The following is a 21245-nucleotide window of genomic DNA, read 5'->3' on the forward strand; positions in this document are numbered from 1 at the left end:
GAATGACAAACAACGAATCGACGCCGGCGCAGGGCGGCAGCGCGCGACCGCGCAACTTCGTGGCGCATCTGCGCGCGTTGGCACAACAGCGGCCTGACGACGTCTGGCTCACCATCGCGGACGAAATCGATGGCGTGTTCAGCGAGCAGCCTTTCACCTACCGCGTGTTCGAGCAACGCGTGCGCGCACTCGCGGCCCGGCTGCAACAGCAGTTCAGCAAGGGCGACCGCGCACTGGTGATGCTCGACAACGGCGACCACTATGCCGTGAGCATGCTGGCCTGCTTCTACAGCGGCGTGATCGCGGTGCCGGTGTTCCCGCCCGAATCCACGCGGCCCCAGCATCTGGCGCGGCTCACCGGCGTGGCGACCGATTCTCAGGCGTGCTGCGTGCTGACTTCGTCCGCGCTGTGCGACGCGATGGTGGCTGCGGGCAACCAGTTCGGCAAGGTGCAGATCGTTGCCGTCGACGCGGTCGACGTCGCGCTTGCCGAGGCATGGCAACCCTTCGAGCCCGTGGACGACGACATCGCCTTTCTGCAGTACACCTCGGGCTCGACCTCGGCGCCCAAGGGCGTGATCGTGACGCACGGCAACTTGATGGCCAACGAACATGCGATCCAGGTCGGCATGGGCATCGGCCCCGACGACAAGTTCGTCTCGTGGGCGCCGCTCTATCACGACATGGGCCTCATCGGCGGGCTGATGCAGCCGCTCTACAGCGGCATTCCGCTGGTGCTGACCTCGCCGCGCTATTTTCTCGAGCGGCCGGTGCGCTGGCTCGAACTGATCTCGCGCCATCGCGCCACGCTCAGCGGTGGGCCCGACTTCTCGTTCCGCCTGTGCCTCGAACGCGTGAAAGATGCGCAGCTCGCGCAACTGGACCTGTCGAGCTGGCGCGTGGCCTACACCGGTGCCGAGCCCGTGCGCGCCGACACCGAGTTCGAATTCATCGAACGCTTCGCGCCCGCGGGCTTCGATCCGGGCGCGGTCTACGCCTGCTACGGGCTGGCCGAGGCCACGCTGTTCGTCACCGGCGGGCGGCGTGGCGCCGGCATGGTCGCGCGCGGCTTCAGCGCCGACGGGTTGGCCAGCGGCGCGGGCACCCCGAGCGAAGGCGGCACGCTGCTGGTCGGCTGCGGCGCGGTGGCCGTCGAGCACGAGGTCGAGATCGTCGACCCGGCCACGCTGTCGGTTGCAGCGCCCGGGCGCATCGGCGAAATCTGGGCGAGCGGTGCGAGCATCGGCGCCGGCTACTGGGGCAAGGAGCGCGAGTCGCGCGAGACCTTCGTCGAGGTGGCGGGCAAGCGCTGGCTGCGCACCGGCGACCTGGGCTTCGTCTGCGACGGCGAGCTGTACGTCACCGGCCGCATCAAGGACCTGATCATCGTGCGCGGCCACAACATCTATCCGCAGGACATCGAGCGGGTCATCGAAGCCGAGGTCGACGCGGTGCGCAAGGGCCGCGTCGCCGTGTTCGCGACCACGGGGCCCGATGGCGAAGGCATCGGCGCCGCGGCCGAGGTGTCGCGCAGCATGCAGAAGCTGGTGCCGCCGCACGTGCTGGTCGAGGCGCTCGGCGCGGCAGTCAGCGAAGTGTTCGGCGAGCCGCTGTCGGCGGTGCTGCTGCTCAACCCCGGCGGCATGCCCAAGACCACCAGCGGCAAGCTGCAGCGCAGCGCCTGCCGCGCGGGCTGGCTCGACCGCACGGCCGATGCGTATGCGATCTTCGAGCACGGCCGGTTCGTCAAGGGCGGTTCGTCTTCTGAAGTACTGGCCGCCGAACTCGACGACACCGAGCGCGCGGTCGACACCATCTGGCGCGAGGTGCTGAAGGCCACGGCAGAGAAGCCCTTTGCGCGCGACGCCCACTTCTTCACCCGCGGCGGCAGTTCGCTCACGGCCACGCAGGCCGCGGCGCGCATCGCCGCGCAGTGGGACATCGACTTTCCAGCGCGCCTGATGTTTGAGCATCCGCGCCTGCACGCCTGCGCCGATGCCGTGCGGCAACGGCTTGCACAAGGTTCGCGCGAACGCCCCGCACCCGTTGCCGTGTTGCCGGCCGCGCGCAGGCAGCAAGGCCTGCCGCTGTCGCATGCGCAGGAGCGCCAGTGGTTCCTCTGGCAGCTCGATCCGCGCAGTGCCGCGTACCACATGAGCGGCGCGCTGCGCCTTCACGGGGCGCTCGATGCCGATGCCTTGCGCGCGGCGCTCGGCGATCTCGCTGCGCGCCATGAATCGCTGCGCACCGTGTTCCGCGCCGAGCCCGACGGCACGGCCGCGCAGTGGATTCAACCCACGGGCGTGTTGCCCCTGCAACTGATCGACCTGCGCGGCACGCCCGCCGGCGAGAAAGACGCGCAACTGGCACAACAGGCGCGCCGCCTCAAGGCCGAGCCCTTCGACCTCACGCAAGGCGGCCTGTTGCGCGCCGCGCTGATCCGCACGGCAGACGACGACCAGGTGCTGGTCGTGGTGATGCATCACATCGTGTCCGATGGCGCCTCGATGCAACTGCTGCTCGACGAGCTGGCGGCGGGCTACGTCGCACGTTTGCAAGGCGGTGCGGCACAGCTGCCCGTGCCACAGGTGCAGTACGCCGACTACGCCGTCTGGCAGCGCGGATGGCTCGCGGCCGGCGAGGGCGAGCGCCAGCTGGCCTGGTGGCATTCGCAGCTTGGTGACGAACACCCGGTGCTCGAACTGCGCACCGACCATCCGCGCCAGCCGCAGGGCAGCTACCGCGCGGCCCGCCACGCCTTCGAGCTGCCGGCGCCCCTGCTCGCGCAGTTGCGCGAGCTTGCGCAGGCCGAAGGCGCGACGCTGTTCATGATGCTGCTGGCGGGGCTGCAGGTGCTGCTGCATCGCTACAGCGGCCAGCAGGAGATTCGCGTCGGCGCCGCCATCGCGAACCGCAACCGCGTCGAATTCGAGAGCGTCATCGGGCTGTTCGTCAACACGCTGGTGCTGCGCAATGCGATCGACGGTCGCACGCCGCTGTCGCGTGCCCTTGCGCAGGCCCGCGAGGCCGTGCTGGGCGCGCAGGCGCACCAGGACCTGCCGTTCGAGCAACTGGTGCAGAAGCTGCAGCCCCAGCGCAGCATGAGCCAGAGCCCGCTGTTCCAGGTGATGTTCAACCACCTGTTCGAAGACCACCGGGCGCTGGCGCAGATCGACGGCATCGCGGTCGCCGATCACGCACTGCCCGACCTGCAGGCGCAGTTCGAGCTGGTGCTCGAGGCGCGCGAACGGCCCGACGGGCGGCTGAAGCTCGACCTGATCTACGCGGCCGAATTGTTCGAGCCCGCAACCATCGGGCACATGGCCGATCACTACGTGGCCATCCTCGGCGCGCTGGCTGCCCGTGCCGATCAGGCTGTCGGCGACATCGACCTGCTGGCCGAGCTCGAGAAAGCGCAGCTCGCGCAATGGAGCGTGAACATGCACCGCGAGCCCGATCTCCAGCCGGTGCACCGCATCTTCGAGCGGCACGCGCACAGCCGGCCCCAGGCCACGGCACTGCTGGTGGGCGACGAGGCCCTGAGCTTTGCCGAACTCAACCGCCGCGCCAATCGCCTGGCCTGGCGCCTGCGCTCGCTGGGCGTCGGCCCCGATGTGCCCGTCGGCATCGTGATGGAACGCTCGGTCGAGATGGTCGTCGGCATCCTGGCCATCCTCAAGGCCGGGGGCGCCTACCTGCCACTGGACCCGGAGTACCCGGCGCAGCGGCTCGCGTACATGGTGGCCGACAGCCGCATCGCGTTGCTGCTCACCCACCGCGCCACGCGCGATTGCATCGCCGTGTCGCGCGATGTCGCTGTGCTCGAGATCGACGGGCTCGATCTGAGCACCGAGCCGGAATCCGATCCGCAGGTGCGTCTGCATGGCGAGAACCTTGCCTACGTCATCTACACCTCGGGTTCCACCGGCAACCCCAAGGGCGCGGCCGTGCGCCACGATGCGCTGCACAGCTGCATGGCGTGGATGCAGCGCGTCTATGGCCTCGGCCATGACGACACCGTGCTGCACAAGGCGCCGTTCGGCTTCGACGTGTCGGTGTGGGAGATGTTCTGGCCCATGACCGCAGGGGCGCGACTGGTGGTTGCCAACCCTGGCGATCACCGCGATCCGGCGCGGCTGGTGGCGCTCATCCAGCGGCACCAGATCACCACGTTGAACTTCGTGCCCGCGATGCTGCAGGCCTTCCTGGCGCATCCGGGCATCGAGGCCAGCACGCGGCTGAAGCACATCATCTGCGGCGGCGAGGCCATGCCCTCGGAGACGCAGAAAGAAGCTTTGCGGCGCCTGAGCGGTGCCACGCTGCAGAACCTGTATGGCCCGACCGAGACCACCATCCACGTCACACGCTGGACCTGCAGGGACGACGGCCAGAGCCTCGTGCCCATCGGCCTGCCGATCAGCGACACGCAGACCTACATCCTCGATGCAGGCCTCAACCTGGTGCCGCGCGGCGTGGCCGGCGAGCTGTACCTCGGTGGCGTGAGCCTGGCGCGCGGCTACCTGAACAAGCCGGCACTGAGCGCCGAGCGCTTCGTCGCGAACCCGTTCGGGCGGGGCGACAGGCTCTACCGCACCGGCGACCTCGTGCGCTGGAACACCGAGGGCCAGATCGAATACCTGGGCCGCATCGACCACCAGGTGAAGGTTCGCGGCTTCCGCATCGAACTTGGCGAGATCGAGGCGCAGTTGCTCGCCCAGCCCGCCGTGCGCGAAGCCGTCGTCGTGACCCGCGAAGGCCCGGCCGACGCTTCGCTCATCGGCTACATCGCTGCCCATGCGCACGAGGCCATCGACACCGCGGCCCTGCGCGAGCGGCTTGCGCAGGTGTTGCCCGACTACATGGTGCCGCGCGCCATCGTCGTGCTGGCGGCGCTGCCGCTCAATGCCAACGGCAAGGTCGACCGCAAGGCGCTGCCCGAGCCCGAAGGCATGGGCCGCGCGAGCACCTACGAGGCGCCGCAGGGCGAGGTGGCCCGCATGCTCGCGGCCATCTGGTCCGAGGTGCTGAAGGTCGACCAGGTCGGCCTGCACGACAACTTCTTCGACCTCGGCGGCCACTCGCTGCTGCTGATCCGCGCGCACCGGCTGCTCGAAGACCGGCTGCAGGCGACGGTTCCGCTGGTTCATCTTTTCAAGTACCCCACCGTCGAATCGCTGGCCCAGTGGATCGAGCAGGGCGGCGCCAAGGCGGCGTCTTCCTCTGCCGCCGCCAGCGACGAGCGCGCGCTGCGCCAGCGCGCCGCGATGCTTCAACGCCGCCAGGCGGCAGAGAAAGTGCACTGACCATGTCGAACTTCAACGACACCACCGGCCCGACCGGGCTTGAGATCGCCATCGTCGGCATGGCCGGGCGCTTTCCTGGCGCCGACGACGTCGACGCCTTCTGGCGCAACATCCGCGACGGCATCGAATCGATGTCGCGCTTCACCGACGAGCAACTGCGCGAGCGCGGCGTGCCGCAAAGCCTGCTCGATGACCCCGACTACGTGAAGGCCGGCGTGCTCTTCGAGGGCTTCGACAAGTTCGACGCCAGCTTCTTCGGCTACACGCCGCGCGAGGCCGAAACCCTCGACCCGCAGCAACGCGTGTTCCTGGAGTGCGCATCGGCCGCGCTCGAACATGCCGGCTGCGATCCCGAGCGCTGGCCCGGCAAGGTCGGCGTGTATGCGGGCGAGGGCGCCAACGTCTACCTGATCCGCAACCTGCTGCCGTCTTTCGGCCTCGGCGCGCACAGCGGTATCGCCGACCTGCTGGGCCTGATGAGCGGCAACTCGGGCGGCTCGCTGTGCACGCGGGTGGCCTACAAGCTCGACCTGCGCGGCCCGGCCGTGAGCGTGCAGACCGCCTGCTCGACGTCGCTGGTGGCCGTGCACACCGCCTGCCAGGCGCTGCTGAGCCACGACTGCGACATGGCACTGGCCGGCGGCGTGTGGCTCAACCTGCTGCAGGAAGGCGGCTACCGCTACCAGGCCGGCGCGATTCTTTCGCCAGACGGCCATTGCCGCGCCTTCGACGCCGATGCGGCCGGCACGGTGATCGGCAGCGGCGCCGGCGTGGTCACGCTCAAGCGCCTGGACGACGCGCTGCGCGATGGCGACACCATCCACGCCGTCATCAAGGGCACCGCGGCCAACAACGACGGCTCGGCCAAGGTCGGCTTCACCGCGCCCAGCGTGGACGGGCAGGCCGAGGTCATCCGTGCCGCGCAACTGATCGCGGGCGTGTCGGCCGACACCATCGGCTATGTCGAGGCCCACGGCACCGGCACCACGCTCGGCGACCCGATCGAGATCGCGGCGCTCACGCAAGCCTTCCGCGCCGACACCGAGCGGCGCGGCTTCTGCGCGGTCGGTTCGGTGAAGACCAACATCGGCCACCTCGATGCGGCGGCTGGCGTGGCCGGGCTCATCAAGGCCACGCTTGCACTCAAGCATCGCGTGTTGCCGCCGAGCCTGCATTTCGAACGGCCGAACCCGCAGATCGATTTCGCGGGGAGCCCGTTCTACGTCAGCGCGCAGTCGCAGCCGTGGGCGGAAGGCCGCACGCCGCGCCGCGCGGGCGTGAGCTCGTTCGGCATCGGCGGCACCAACGTGCACGTGGTGCTCGAAGAGGCGCCCGCCGCGCAGGCGACGGCGGCAACGTCGCAATGGCAGGTACTGCCGCTCGCGGCCAAGGACGAGGCCGCGCTGGCGCAGGGCCGCGCGCAACTCGCGGCGCATCTGCAATCGCACGGCGAACAGGCGCTGGAAGACGTGGCCCACACGCTGCAGAGCGGTCGGCGTGCGTTCGCATGGCGCAGCGCCGTGGTGGCGAACCAGTCTGCGCTGGCTGGGGAAATGCTGGCCTCGCCCGTGGTCGCCGCGACCCGCGTGCCGGCTGCCGCGCCCGGCGTGGTGTTTCTCTTTCCGGGGGGCGGCACGCAGCACGCGCTGATGGGGCAGGCCCTGTATCGCGACAGCGCGGTCTTCCGCCAGACGCTCGACCGCTGCGCCGCACTGCTGAAGCAGGACGCCGGCATCGATCTGCTCGACCTGCTGTTCCCCGCCACCGGCGATGAGCAGGCCGCCAACGCGCGCCTGGCCCGCATCGAGTTCGCACAGCCCGCGCTGTTCGCGGTCGAGTACGCGATGGCGCACTGGTGGATGCACCGTGGCGTTGCGCCATCGATGATGCTGGGCCACAGCCTCGGCGAGTACGTCGCTGCCTGTCTGGCGGGCGTGTTCTCGCTCGAAGATGCGCTGCGCATCGTTGCCGCGCGCGGCCACCTGATGCAGACCATGGCCCCCGGCGCCATGACGGCCGTGCCGTTGACCGAAGCCGAGCTTGCGCCGTACCTCGCGTTCGGCTGCGATCTCGCCGCCGTGAATGCCGAGCAACTGTGCGTGCTCTCGGGGCCGATCGATGCCATCGAGCGCGCCGAAGAGGCACTGCGCGCGCATCAGCACCAGCCGCGCCGGCTGCATGTGTCGACCGCCTCGCATTCGCGGCTGGCCGACCCCATCGTCGCGGAACTCGAGCGCCTGATCGCTTCGGTGCCGCGCCATGCGCCGCGCATTCCCTTCATGTCGAACCTCACCGGCCAGCCGATCACCGCGGAAGAAGCGGCCAGCCCCGCCTATTGGGGGCGGCACCTGCGCGGCACGGTCCGCTTCGTCGATGGCTTGCGCGGTCTCTTTGCCACACCGGGCCGTGTGCTGCTCGAAGTCGGGCCCGGTGAAACGCTCACTGGCCTGGCACGGCAGCACCCCGGCAGCCAGTCGGCCGCCGGCATCTGGGCCAGCCAGGCCCATCCGCAGCAGCACGCACGCAATGCGCAGCAGCTTGCGAATGCGGTCGCCAGTTTGTGGACCGCCGGCGTGGCGATCGACTGGGACGCCGCCCGCGAAGGCGCCGTGCGCCGCCGCGTGCCGCTGCCCACCTACGCCTTCCAGCGCCGGCGCTTCTGGATCGAAGCCGGCGAGGCCGCGCAATCGTCTTCTTCGTCATCGTCCGCATCGGGGCTCTTCTATGCGCCGACGTGGCTGCGTGCTCCAGCCGCAACACCATCCGAAGCGAAGGCCGCGCCGCAGGGCTGCACGCTGATCCTCGGCGATGCCGACAGCTTCACCGATCGACTGGCGCGCACGCTCCGCGCCCGGGGCGATCAGGTCGTAGTGGCATTGCGCGGCAAGAAATTCGCGCGCACGGCAGAGCGGCAGTACGCGATGCGCCCGGCCGAGCGCGCCGACCACGAAGCCCTGTTGCGCGAAGTCGAAGCCGAGGCCAGCCCCGTCACGCGTCTTTTCCACCTCTGGAGCCTCGACGGCGACAAGCCGGCACCCGCCACGCATGCGGCGGTCTTCGAGGCAGGCTACTTCAGCCTGCTCGCACTGGCCCAGGCGCTCGATGCCGTCGGCGCCGCAAGCCGCCAGCCGCTGGCGCTCACCGTGGTCACCGACCGCGTCGAAGACGTGGCGGGCACCGAGCCCTTCGCGCCTGAAAAAGCCACCGTGCTCGGCATCGCCAAGGTGTTGGGGCAAGAGTCGCCTTCCGTGACATGCCGCGTCGTCGACGTGGTGCTGCCCGCGCCGGAAAGCGCTGCCGAAGCCGAGCTTGCCCGCCGCGTCGCCGAAGAGGCCGCTTCATCGGCCGACGATTTTGTCGTCGCCTACCGGGGACCGCACCGCTGGACCAAGCACTACGAGCCGGTGCCCGCACAGACGGCCGGCACGCAGCGCCTGCGCCAGGGCGGTGTGTACCTCATCACCGGTGGGCTGGGTGGGGTCGGCCTGGCGATGGCGCGCCACCTCAGCAAGCACTGGCAAGCGAAGCTCGTGCTGATGGGCCGTACGCCGCTGCCCGCGCGTGCCGACTGGGAACGCCTTGCCTCGGCTGCCGACCAGCCCGCATCGCTGCGGCGCAGGCTGCAGCAACTGATTGACCTCGAAGCCGATGGCGCGCAGGTGCTGGCGGTGGTGGGCGACGTCACCGACCCCGCGCAACTGCGCACCGCGCTGGCCGAGGTGCATGCGCGCTTCGGCCCGGTGAACGGCGTGGTGCACGCGGTCGTGCAACCCGATCGCGGCATGATCGCGCGGCGCACGCAGGCGCTGGTCGAGGCCGCGTTCGCGCCCAAGGTCGCGGGCACCATCGCACTGCTCGATGCACTGCGCGCCGAGCCGCTCGACTTCGTGCTGTTCTGCTCCTCGGTCGCCAGCCTCATCGGCGGCCTCGGCCGCAGCGACTATGCCGCGGCCAACGCCTACCTCGACGCTTTCGCGCACGCGCACCGGCGCCACTCGGCGCTGCCGGTGTTCTCGGTGAACTGGGACGCCTGGCGCGACGTGGGCGTGGCCGTCGACATGGACATGCCCGAGGGCGTCGGCCTCGACGAACGCACCGGCGTGCTGGCTTTCGAGCGCATCGCCAACGGCCCCGACTTGCCGCAGACCGTGGTGTCGATCACGCCGCTGGCACCGCGCCTGCGTCCGCTCGAAGGCCTGCTCGACGCGCTGGACGACGATGCCGCCACGCCCGCCGCCGAGAACCGCGCCAGCCATTCGCGCCCGGTGCTGCCGACTGCCTACCGCGCGCCAGAAAGCGACCTCGAAGAAGGGCTGGCCGAGTTGTGGCGCGAAGCGCTCGGCATCGCGCCCGTGGGCGTGGACGACAACCTGTTCGAACTCGGCGGCGATTCGCTGCTCGCGATCCGGCTGCTGGCGCGGGTGCGCAAGGCCTTCGGCGTGGAGCTGCATCCGGCCGTCTTCTTCAAGGCACCCACCATCGCCGAACTGGCGGTGCTGGTCGAGATGCGGCTGATCGAAGAGATCGAGCGCGAAGCCGCCGAAGCCCCCGAAGCGACCACCGCGAGTCTTTCACCATGAGCTCCCGTCCGGCCTCTCCGAACGCATCGAACGCCCCGAACGGGGCTCGCACCGCAGCACGTGCTGCGAAGGTTATCCAATGAATCAGAGCAAGGATCTTTCCGCGCGCCGCGCGCAGTTGTCGCCGGCGCAGCTGGAGATGCTGCAGCGTCGCCTGAAGCGCGACGGCAATGCCGGCGCGCCCCCGGCGCCATCGCGCGACGCGATCGCGCGCGGCACCGACCATGGCGCCGCGCCCGTTTCGTTCGCGCAGCAGGGGCAGTGGTTCCTGTGGCAGCTCGATGCGGGCAACACGGCCTATCACGTGGGTGGTGGGTTGGGTTTTTCGGGGCCGCTGAACGTGGCCGCGCTTCAAGAGGCGGTGCAGGCGCTCACGATGCGCCACGACACGCTGCGCACCGTGTTCCGCGCGGGCGCGCAGGGCCTGCCGGAGCAGTTCGTCGAGGCCGGGAGCCGCATCGAGATTCCCTTCGTCGATCTCGCGGGGCTCGATGCCACGGCCCGCGATGCGCGCTACCGCGAGACGGTGCTGCAGGTGTGCCGCACGCCCTTCGACCTGACGACGGGGCCGCTGTTGCGCGGCACCTTGCTGAAGATGGGGCCCGACGACCATCAACTGCTGTTGATGATGCATCACATCGGCTCCGACGCATGGTCGGTCGAACTGATCCTCGATGAACTGGCACGGCTCTATGCGTTGCGCTGCGAGGGCTCGCAAGCGCCGGCGGGCCCCGAGCCCGAGATCCGCTACATCGACTTCGCGCGCTGGCAACGCCAGTGGCTCGAAGGCGAAGAGGGCGCGCGACAGCTCGCCTACTGGCAGCAGCGGCTCGGCCATGGCCAGCCCGTGCTCGACCTTGCCACCGACCGGCCGCGCTCGGCCGGCGCGAACTACAGCGCGGCGCAGCACGCGCTCGACATTCCCGCGCAGTTGGCAGGCGAACTCAAGCGGCAGGCCCGTACGCAGGGCGGCACGCTTTTCATGGTGCTGCTCGCCGCCTTCCAGGCCCTGTTGTTCCGCTACACCGGGCAGTGCGAAGTGCGTGTCGGCGTACCTGTCGCGGGTCGCAGCCGGCCCGAAACGGCCGGCGTGGTGGGCGCCTTCATCAACACCGTGGTGATGGATGCGCGCATGGACGCGCGCATGCCTCTGGGCGATCTGCTGGCCCAGGTGCGCGAAACCGCGATCGAGGCGCAGGCCCACCAGGAGCTGCCCTTCGAGCAACTGGTGCAGGCGCTGCGCCCCGACCGCGGGCATGCCGGGGCCTCGCTGTTCCAGGTCATGTTCAACCACCTCGGCGAGGGCGACCGGCCGTTGCGCGGATGGCCCGGCCTGCAGGTGCGCCGCATCGATCTCGAAGAGCGCGCCGCGCCTTTCGAGCTGACGCTCGAAACCATCGAGCGCGCGGACGGTGGCATTCGCGCGGCCTTCCGCTACGCGGCCGAGCTGTTCGAGCCCGGCACCATCGAGCGTCTTGCCGGGCACTACCGGCGCGTGCTCGAAGCCCTGGTGGCGCAACCGACGCTTGCGTTGGGAGATCTCGACCTGTTGGGCGATGTGGAGCATGCGCAGCTCGCGCAATGGGGAGTCAACGCGGCGCACCACGGTGAGCCAGTGCCGGTGCATCGCCTGATCGAACGACAGGCCGCGGCGCAGCCCGATGCGGTCGCGCTCGTTTTCGGCGAGCAAACACTGAGCTACCTCGAACTCAACCGGCGCGCCAACCAGCTTGCGCATCGGCTGATCGCAGAGGGCGTTCGCCCCGAGGCCAAGGTCGGCGTGGCGCTGGAGCGCAGCATCGAACTCGTGGTGGCGCTGATCGGCGTCATGAAGGCCGGCGGCGCCTATGTGCCGCTGGACCCGGAATACCCCGCCGACCGGCTCGCCCACATGACGGAAGACAGCGAGCTGTCGCTGGTGCTGACACAAGGCCATCTGCACGAGCGCCTGTCGTGGCCTGCCGGCGTTGCGGTGTGGACGATCGACGCGATGGACTTCGCCGGATGCGCCGAGACCGACCCCGTGGTGGCGCTCCATGCGGAAAACCTTGCCTACGTGATCTACACCTCGGGCTCCACCGGCAAGCCCAAGGGCGCGGCCAACCGTCACGGCGCGCTGCACAACCGCCTGGCCTGGATGCAGCAGGCCTACGGCCTCGGCCCCGAAGACACGGTGCTGCAGAAGACCCCATTCAGCTTCGACGTCTCGGTGTGGGAATTCTTCTGGCCGTTGATGCAGGGCGCGCGTCTGGTCGTGGCGCGGCCTGGCGATCATCGCGAGCCGGCACGGCTGGTCGAGTTGATCCGCCGCCATGAAGTGAGCACACTTCACTTCGTGCCTTCGATGCTGCAGGCGTTCCTTGCGCATGAAGGCGTCGAGGCCTGCACGAGCCTGCGGCGCATCGTCTGCAGCGGCGAGGCATTGCCCGCCGAAGCGCAGAACGGCGTGCATGCACGGCTGTCCGGCGCGACGCTCTACAACCTCTACGGCCCGACCGAGGCCGCCATCGACGTCACGCACTGGACCTGCCGCAACGACGGCCGCAGCCAGGTTGCGATCGGGCGGCCGATCTCGGGCATCCGCACGTACGTGCTCGATGCCTCGCTGAACCTCGTGCCGCCGGGCGTGGCGGGCGAGCTGTATCTGGGCGGCGTCGGCCTGGCGCGCGGCTACGTGAAGCGGGCGGGCCTGACGGCCGAGCGCTTCGTGGCCGACCCTTTCGATGCGAAGGGCGGGCGCCTCTATCGCACGGGCGACCTCGTGCGCTGGAATGCGCAGGGTCAGCTCGACTACCTCGGCCGGCTCGACCACCAGGTGAAGATCCGGGGCTTTCGCATCGAGCTGGGCGAGATCGAAGCCCAGTTGCTGGCGCAGCCCGAGGTCCGCGAAGCCGTGGTCGTGGCAAGGGAGCGCGGCGGCGCCGCGATCCTCGTGGCGTACCTGTCCGCGCAGGCGGGGCAGGCCATCGACACGGCGCAGCTGCGCACGCGCCTCGGCCGCGTGCTGCCCGACCACATGGTGCCCGGCGTCATCGTGACCTTGGCGTCGCTGCCGCTCAATGCGAACGGCAAGGTCGACCGCAAGGCGCTGCCCGACCCCGGGCGCGGCGGCAGCAGCGAAGCCGCTCACGAAGCACCCGAGGGCGACACCGAAGTCGCGCTCGCGGCCATCTGGGCCGAAGTGCTGGGCATCGGGCGTATTGGCCGCAATGACCACTTCTTCGAGCTGGGCGGACATTCGCTGATGTCGATGCAGGTGGTGGCGCGCGTGCAGGCCGGCCTGCATTCGGACCTTGCGGTCAAGGACATCTTTCAACACCCGGTTCTGAGGGACATGGCCGCCCTGATCGCCGAAGCGGGCGCGCGCAAGCCGCACGCGCAGTCGCTGCTCGACATCGACGCCTTCATCGACGCCATGGAAGAAACAACCTGATGGAAACAACGACAGCCACCCACGACCACATCGGCCGCCGCTTCTCGCGCCTGAACCCGGCGCAGCGCCGCGCGGTGTACCAGAAGATCCGCGCCGAAGGCTTCACCATCGGGCAGTTCCCGATCGTTGCGCGCGATGCGTCGGCACAGCCGGCCTGCGTGCCCTCGTATGCGCAGATGCGCCAGTGGTTCCTGTGGCAGCTCGATGCGGGCAGCTCGGCGTATCACATCTCGGGCGGGCTTCGGCTCGAGGGGCAACTGGACATCGAGGCGCTGAAGGAAAGCTTCAACGCGCTGGTCGCGCGCCACGAATCGCTACGCACCGTGTTCAGTGCCACGGCCGAGGGGCTGGTCGAGCCACGGGTGTTGCCGCATGTCGTGCTGGACATTCCTTTCGTCGATCTTTCGTCGTTGGAGGCCGCACAGCGCGAGGCCCGCGCGCAAGAAGAAACCCGCCGCATCGCCGACACGCCCTTCGACCTGACGACCGGGCCGCTGCTGCGGGTTGCGCTGATCCGCCTCGGCGGCGACGCGCATGTGCTGGCGGTGGTGATGCATCACATCGTGTCCGATGGCTGGTCGATGCGCATCGTGGTGGACGAATTCGTCGCGCAGTACCGCGCACGCGTGCAGGGGCTGGCGCCGGAAGCGGAGGCGCTGCCGATCCAGTACGCCGACTACGCGATCTGGCAGAAGCACTGGCTCGAAGCCGGCGAGAAAGACCGGCAGCTCGACTACTGGAAGGCCCAGCTCGGTGCCGAGCATCCGGTGTTGCAACTGCCCACCGACCACCCGCGCAGCGCGGACGGCAAGTACCGCGCCGCGCACCATGCCACGGCCTTGCCGCCGTCGCTGGCCGAGGCGCTGCGACGGCGCGCGCAGGCCGAGGGCGCCACGCTGTTCATGGTGCTGCTCACGGGCTTCCAGGTGCTGCTGAACCGCTACACCGCGCAAAAGGACATCCGGGTCGGCGTACCGATCGCCAACCGCCATCGGGTGGAGTCCGAACGCATCATCGGCTTCTTCGTCAACACGCAGGTGCTGCGCAACGCGCTCGACGGCCGCATGCGCCTGAAGCAGGCGCTCGCGAACACGCGCGAAGCGGCACTGGGCGCGCAGGCGCACCAGGACTTGCCTTTCGAGCAGCTCGTGGAAGCCCTGCAGCCCGAGCGCAGCCTGAGCACGGCGCCGCTGTTCCAGGTGATGTTCAACCACCTGCAGCAGGACCACCGCGCGCTCGAGAGCCTGCCGGGACTGGCGTTGCAGGACTACGCGCTGGGCGAACAGGCGGCCCAGTTCGAACTGACGCTGGGCGCCATCGAGGACGGCCCTGGGCAGGTTCAGCTGAACTTTCACTACGCCCGCGAGTTGTTCGACGCACGGACCGTCGAGCGCATGGCGGCGCATTACTTCGCGGTGCTGGAAGCGCTGGCCCACGCGCCGGACCAGCGCATCGGCGACATCGACCTGCTGGCCGCCGACGAAACGCGGCAGCTCACGCAATGGGGCGTGAACCTGCGCGCGGAGGGCGGCGACGCCGAACCCGTGCACCGCCTGATGGCGCGGCAGGCAAAGGCGCAACCCGATGCCACCGCGTTGATCTTCGGCGACCGGACCTTGAGCTATGGCGAACTCGACCGCCGAGCCAACCGCCTCGCGCACCGATTGATCGCATGGGGCGTGAAGCCCGAGGCGCGTGTCGGCATCGCGGTCGAACGCTCGATGGACATGGTCGTCGGCCTGCTCGGCATCCTCAAGGCCGGCGCCGCCTATGTGCCGATGGACACCGAATACCCGGTGGACCGTCTGGCCTACATGGCCGAAGACAGCGGCATCGCGCTGCTCGTGACCCAGAGCCATCTGCGCTCGCGCGTTCCCCTGCGCGAGGGCGTGCGGGTGCTCGAACTCGACACCACCGACCTGGCAGCCGACAGCGAGCTGGCGTCCGAGGTGCCGGTGCACGCCGGCCAACTGGCCTACATCATCTACACCTCGGGATCGACCGGCATGCCCAAGGGCGTGATGGTGGCGCACGGCCCCTTCGCCGCGCATTGCGTCGACACGGCCGTGCTCTACGAGATGGGGCCGCGCTCTTGCGAGCTGCACTTCCTGTCTTTCTCTTTCGACGGCGCGCACGAACGGCTCTTTACCGCGCTGTGTTGCGGCGCCTCGCTGCTGCTGCGCGACGCCACGCTCTGGACCGCCGAGCAGACGCTCGACGCGATGCAGCGGCATGGCGTGACCAATGCCGGCTTTCCGCCGGTCTACCTGCGCCAGCTCGCCGACTGGGCGCGCGACACCGGCCGCTGCCCGCCCGTGCACCTGTACTCCTTCGGCGGCGAGGCGATGTCGCGCGAGAGCTTCGATGCGGTGCGCAAGCACCTGAAGCCGCAGATCCTCATCAACGGCTACGGCCCGACCGAAGCGGTGGTCACGCCGATGCTGTGGAAGGTCGATGCGGCCGCGAGCTTCAGCGAGGGCTATGCGCCCATTGGCCAGCCCGTGGGCGGGCGCAAGGCCTACGTGCTCGACGGCGACCTCAACCGCGTGCCGCGCAACGTGGCCGGCGAGCTGTACCTTGGCGGCACCGGCCTCGCACGCGGCTACCTGCATCGCGCGGGCCTGAGCGCCGAGCGCTTCGTCGCCGATCCTTTCGACGGGGCCGGCGGCCGGCTCTACCGCACCGGCGACTGGGTGCGCTGGCGCGACGACGGCCAGCTCGAATACCTGGGGCGCATCGACCACCAGGTGAAGGTGCGCGGCTTTCGCATCGAGTTGGGCGAGATCGAGGCGCGGCTGCTGGCCGAGCCCGAAGTGCGGCAGGCGGTGGTGATTGCCGCGGCCGGCCTCAGTGGCGCGCGGCTCGTGGCCTATGTGTCGTCGCGAAGCGGCCAGCAGGCCGATGCGGCACAACTCAAGGAAAGGCTTGCGCGTGCGCTGCCCGACTACATGGTGCCGGCCGTCGTGATGGTGGTCGACGCGTTGCCGTTGAGCCCCAGCGGCAAGGTCGATCGCCATGCGCTGCCCGAACCCACGGCCGAGACGGGCCGCGCCTATGAGGCGCCGCAAGGCGAGGCTGAAGAGGCGCTCGCCAAGGTCTGGCGCGATGTGCTGGGCCTGGCGCAAGTGGGCCGCAACGACAACTTCTTCGAGCTGGGCGGTGATTCGATCCTGAGCCTGCAGATCGTGGCGCGGCTGCGGCTGGCAGGCTGGAAGGCCACGCCCAAGCAGATTTTCGAGCGCCAGACCGTGGCTCAGCTTGCGGGCGCAATCGTGCCGAATGGCGATGCGAAGCGGCCCGCCGCCGAGTTGCAGGCAGCGGCGCAGGGCGAAGTGCCGCTGCTGCCGTTCCAGCGCGAGTTCTTCGAGATGAAGATGACAGCGCGCCATCACTGGAACCAGGCCGTGTTGCTGAAGAACCGCGAGCCGCTGCAACTGCCGGCCTTGCGGCAGGCCCTGCGCGCGGTGGTGCAGCAGCACGACAGCCTGCGTTTGCGCTTCACGCTGGATGGCGAGGGCGCCTGGCAACAGCACTACGGAACGGTCTCCGACAACGAGTTCGCGGAGCTTCTCTGGGTGCGCAACGCCGGCGATGCGGCGCAGATCGAGGCGCTGTGCGAAGAAGCGCAGCGCAGCCTCGACCTGGCGCAAGGCTCGCTGATCCGTGCGCTGGTCATCGAGCTGCCAGAGGGCGAGTCGCGGCTGCTGCTGGCCATCCATCATCTGGTGGTCGATGGCGTGTCGTGGCGCATCCTGCTCGAAGACCTGCAGGACGCCTACCGCCAGAGCCTTGCAGGCCAGCCAGTCGCGCTGCCCGCGAAGACCAGCAGCTACAAGGACTGGTCGCTTGCGTTGCAAGGCTATGCCGCCGCCCACGGCGATGAGATCGACCACTGGCGCGCATTGACCGATGTGCCGGCCAGCCTGCCTTGCGCGCACCCGCAAGCCTCGAACACGGCCCAAGACCAGCAGACCGTCGAACTTCAACTCGACAAGGCGACCACCGACGCATTGCTGAAGGACGCGCCCGCGGCCTACCGCACGCAGGCCAACGACCTGCTGCTCACCGCACTCGGCCGGGCCTTGTGCACTTGGAGTGGCCACACGCGCATCCTGATCGACCTCGAAGGCCACGGCCGCGAGGATCTCTTCGCGCACATCGACCTGTCGCGCACGGTGGGCTGGTTCACCGCCTTGTTCCCGGTGGCATTGGCACCGCAGGGCGAGATCGGCGAAGCGATCAAGCGCGTGAAGGAAAGCCTGCGCCGCATTCCCAACAAGGGGCTTGGCCACGGCGTGTTCAAGCACGCGGGCGATGCCGCGCAACAGCAGGCGCTGCAGGCGGTGCCGAAGGCGCAGGTGGTCTTCAACTACCTCGGCCAGTTCGACGGCGGCTTCGACGAGCGCGCGCAGTGGATGCCCGCGCAGGAGTCCAGCGGCGCCCCGGTGGACGGCGGGGCCCCGCTGACGCACGAGTTCTCGGTCAACGGGCAGGTGTTCGACGGCGTGCTGACGCTGCGCGTGAGCTACAGCGTAGCGCGCCACGAGCGCGCGGCGGTAGAAGGCTGGGTGCAACGCTTCCGGCAGGAACTCGAAGCGCTGGTGCGCCACTGCACGAGCGGCGCTCGCGGCGTCACGCCGTCGGACTTTCCGCTTGCGAAGCTCGACCAGCAACAGCTCGATGCGCTGCCGGTGCCGGCCGCGCAACTGGCGGACCTGTACCCGCTGTCGCCGATGCAGTCGGGCATGCTGTTCCACAGCGTCTTCGAGCCGGGTGCCAACACCTACCAGAACCAGCTGCGGCTCGACTTCGAAGGGCTCGACGCGACGCGCTTTCGCGCTGCATGGGAGGCCGTGTTCCAACGGCACGACGTGCTGCGCACCGGCTTCCTGCAACGTGAAAGCCAGCCCCTGCAATGGATCGACCGTGGCGCGCAATTGCCCTGGCGCGAGGAGGACTGGCAGGGCAAGGCGGCGTCGGCCGAAGACCTTGCCGCGCTGGCGCGTACCGAGCTGTCGCGCGGCTTCGATCTGGAGCGGCCGCCGCTCGCGCGTTTCGTGCTGGTGCGCACCGGCGCGCGCAGCCATCATTTCGTCTGGACCGTGCACCATCTGCTGCTGGACGGATGGAGCACTTCGCAATTGCTGGGCGAAGTGCTGCGCCACTACGGCGGGCAGCCACTGCCCGCACTGCAAGGCCGCTACCGCGACTACATCGGCTGGCTGCAGGCGCAGGACGCAGCCGCCAGCGAAAGCTACTGGCGCCGCGAGCTGCAGCGGCTCGAAGGGCCGACACGGCTGGTCGATGCATTGCCCAAGGCCGCCGAGGTGGCCGGGGCACAACCCGGCCACGGCAACTTCGAGCACGCCTTCGATGCCGACGCCACGCAGCGCCTCGTGGCCTTTGCCAAGCGCGAGCACGTCACGCTGAACACGCTGGTGCAGGCGGCCTGGGCGCTGTTGCTGCAGCGGTACTGCGGCCAGCAGGCGGTGGCTTTCGGCTCCACGGTGGCGGGTCGGCCCGGCGACCTGGCCGGGGTCGAGCAGATGGTGGGCCTGTTCATCAACACGCTGCCGGTGGTCTGCACGCCCCGGCCCGAGCGGACGGTGGGCGCATGGCTGCGCGAGCTGCAGGCGCAGAACGTCGAGGTGCGCGAGCACGAGCACACGCCGCTCTACGAGATCCAGCGCTGGGCCGGGCAGAACGGCCCGGGCCTGTTCGACACCATCCTGGTGTTCGAGAACTACCCGGTCGACCAGGCGCTGCGCGACAACATGCCCGGCGGCATGCGCGTGGCCATGGCCGGCCAGCGCGACGAGACGCACTATCCGCTGACGGTGTCGGTCGTGCTGGCGCCCACGCTGACGCTGCAGTTCGACCACGACCGGGCATTGATCGGCGAGCGCGAAGCCGCCGCCATCGCCGCGCACCTGGGCCAGTTGCTGCAGGCATTGGCAATCGACGCCGCGCGCACGGTGCATGAGGTATCGATGCTGGGCGATGCGCAGCGCGCGCAACTGGGGCAATTCGGCCAATGGGATGCGGCGGGCGTGTCCACCGGGGTCGATGCATTCGTGCACCGCGAATTCGAGCGGCATGCGCGCCAGCAGCCCGGCGCCGTGGCATTGATCCACGGCGAGGCCGAGTGGCAGTATGGCGAGCTGAACCAGCGCGCCAACCGCCTCGCGCACCGGTTGATCGCGCTCGGCGTGGGCCCCGACGTGCGTGTCGGCCTCATGGTCGAACGCTCGATGGACATGGTCGTCGGCTTGCTGGCCATCCTGAAGGCCGGCGGCGCCTACGTGCCGCTGGACCCGGAGTACCCCGCGGACCGGCTGGCCTACATGGTCGAGGACAGCGCCATCGGGCTGCTGCTCACGCAAAGCCCGCTGACCGCGCGCATCGCCCAAGGCGGCCAGCCGCTCACGCTGCTAGAACTCGACCGGCTCGCGCTCGACGACGAAGCGGTGCACGACCCCGAAGTCGCGCAGCACGCGCACCACCTTGCGTACGTGATCTACACCTCGGGCTCGACCGGGCGGCCCAAGGGCATCGGCATTGCGCACGGCGCGCTGGCCGCGCACAGCCGCGTGTCGATCGAGTTGTTCGGCCTTGCCCCGCGCGAACGCATGCTGCAGTTCTCGACCATCAACTTCGATGGTTTCGTGGAGCAGCTGTTCCCGCCGTTGGCGGCCGGCAGCGCCGTCGTGCTGCGCGGGCCGGTGCTGTGGGACAGCGACACCTTCTACCGCGAGCTGATCGCGCGCGGCATTACCGTCGCCGACCTGCCGACGGCCTACTGGCACCTGCTGGCGCAAGACTTCGCGCAGCAGGGCGTGCGCGACTACGGCGTGCTGCGCCAGATGAACACCGGCGGCGAGGCGATGCCGGCCGAAGGCGTGAAGGCCTGGCGCGAAGCGGGCATGGGCCACATCCGGCTGCTGAACGTCTACGGCCCGACCGAGACCGTGGTCAGCGCCACCTCGCACGATTGCGGCGCCTACCTCGACGGCACGCAAGCCTTGCCGGCGCAGATGCCGATCGGCAAACCTCTCGGTGGCCGCCGGCTCTACGTGCTCGATGCCGAGCTGCAGCTCGCGCCGCCTGGCGTGGCCGGCGAGCTCTACATCGGCGGCGAGTTGCTGGCGCGCGGCTATCACGGGCGGCCAGCGCTCAGTGCCGAGCGCTTCGTGGCCGATCCCTTCGGCAGCGAAGCAGGCGGGCGCCTGTACCGCACCGGCGACGTCGTGCGCTGGAGCGCGGAAGGCGCGCTGGAGTACCTGGGCCGCACGGACCACCAGGTGAAGGTACGGGGCTTTCGCATCGAGCTGGGCGAGATCGAGGCTGCGCTGCTCGCGCAGCCCGGCGTGCGCGAAGCCGTGGTGGTGGCGCATCAGGCGCCCGGTGGTGCGCGGCTGGTGGGCTATGTGTCGGGCGAGGCCCCGGCTTCGGGCTCGCTCGAAGGACAGGGGCTGCGCGCGGCGCTCGCCGAAGCGCTGCCCGACTACATGGTGCCCGGCGCGATCGTGGTGCTCGCGGCGTTGCCGCTGAACCCGAACGGCAAGGTGGACCGCAAGGCGCTGCCGGCGCCCGACCTGGAAAGCGCCGACGCCCACGAGGCGCCGCAAGGCGAGGTGGAAGAAAAGCTCGCGGCCATCTGGACCGAGGTGTTGCAGGTGGCGCGCATCGGCCGCCGCGACAACTTCTTCGAGCTGGGCGGCCACTCGCTGCTGGCGGTGCGGCTGGTGTCGGCCACCAAGCGGCGCTTCGGCATCGAGCTGCCGCTGCGCGCGGTGTTCGAGACACCGTCCTTCGCGGATTTCGCCGCCGGCGTGGCGGCGGAAATTCCCGCGGGCCTGGGCCTCGTGGCCCATGAAGACCGCAGCGCCGATCGCATCGACGCGCTGCTTGGCGAACTGGAGATATAGA

At 69.6% G+C, this 21245-nt stretch carries 4 protein-coding genes; all 4 read left to right on the top strand.

The annotated features are described in order from the left end of the window. Window positions 1-2: 2 nt before the first annotated feature. Window positions 3-5303, top strand: coding sequence for a non-ribosomal peptide synthetase (locus BLQ28_RS10470; protein WP_093238869.1), 5301 nt, complete (start codon window positions 3-5; stop codon window positions 5301-5303). Between the two features lie 2 nt (window positions 5304-5305). Continuing rightward, window positions 5306-9883 (top strand): type I polyketide synthase, encoded by a 4578-nt coding sequence (locus BLQ28_RS10475; RefSeq protein WP_093238871.1) that lies wholly within the window; start codon window positions 5306-5308, stop codon window positions 9881-9883. Window positions 9884-9962: 79 nt separating this feature from the next. Beyond that, complete coding sequence (locus BLQ28_RS10480) at window positions 9963-13316, top strand: non-ribosomal peptide synthetase (protein ID WP_093238872.1); 3354 nt, start codon at window positions 9963-9965, stop codon at window positions 13314-13316. Next, window positions 13316-21244: a non-ribosomal peptide synthetase gene (locus tag BLQ28_RS10485; protein ID WP_093238874.1), complete on the top strand. Its 7929-nt coding sequence runs from the start codon at window positions 13316-13318 to the stop codon at window positions 21242-21244. The genes BLQ28_RS10480 and BLQ28_RS10485 overlap by 1 nt, the downstream gene beginning before the upstream one ends. Window position 21245 lies beyond the last annotated feature (1 nt).

This window comes from Variovorax sp. EL159, assembly GCF_900100965.1.
Taxonomy (GTDB): domain Bacteria; phylum Pseudomonadota; class Gammaproteobacteria; order Burkholderiales; family Burkholderiaceae_C; genus Variovorax.

What these genes read in the sequence shown, in the direction of transcription:
- BLQ28_RS10470 (WP_093238869.1), top strand. Translation starts at nt 3, where the DNA reads ATGACAAACAACGAATCGACGCCGGCGCAGGGCGGCAGCGCGCGACCG.
- BLQ28_RS10475 (WP_093238871.1), top strand. Translation starts at nt 5,306, where the DNA reads ATGTCGAACTTCAACGACACCACCGGCCCGACCGGGCTTGAGATCGCC.
- BLQ28_RS10480 (WP_093238872.1), top strand. Translation starts at nt 9,963, where the DNA reads ATGAATCAGAGCAAGGATCTTTCCGCGCGCCGCGCGCAGTTGTCGCCG.
- BLQ28_RS10485 (WP_093238874.1), top strand. Translation starts at nt 13,316, where the DNA reads ATGGAAACAACGACAGCCACCCACGACCACATCGGCCGCCGCTTCTCG.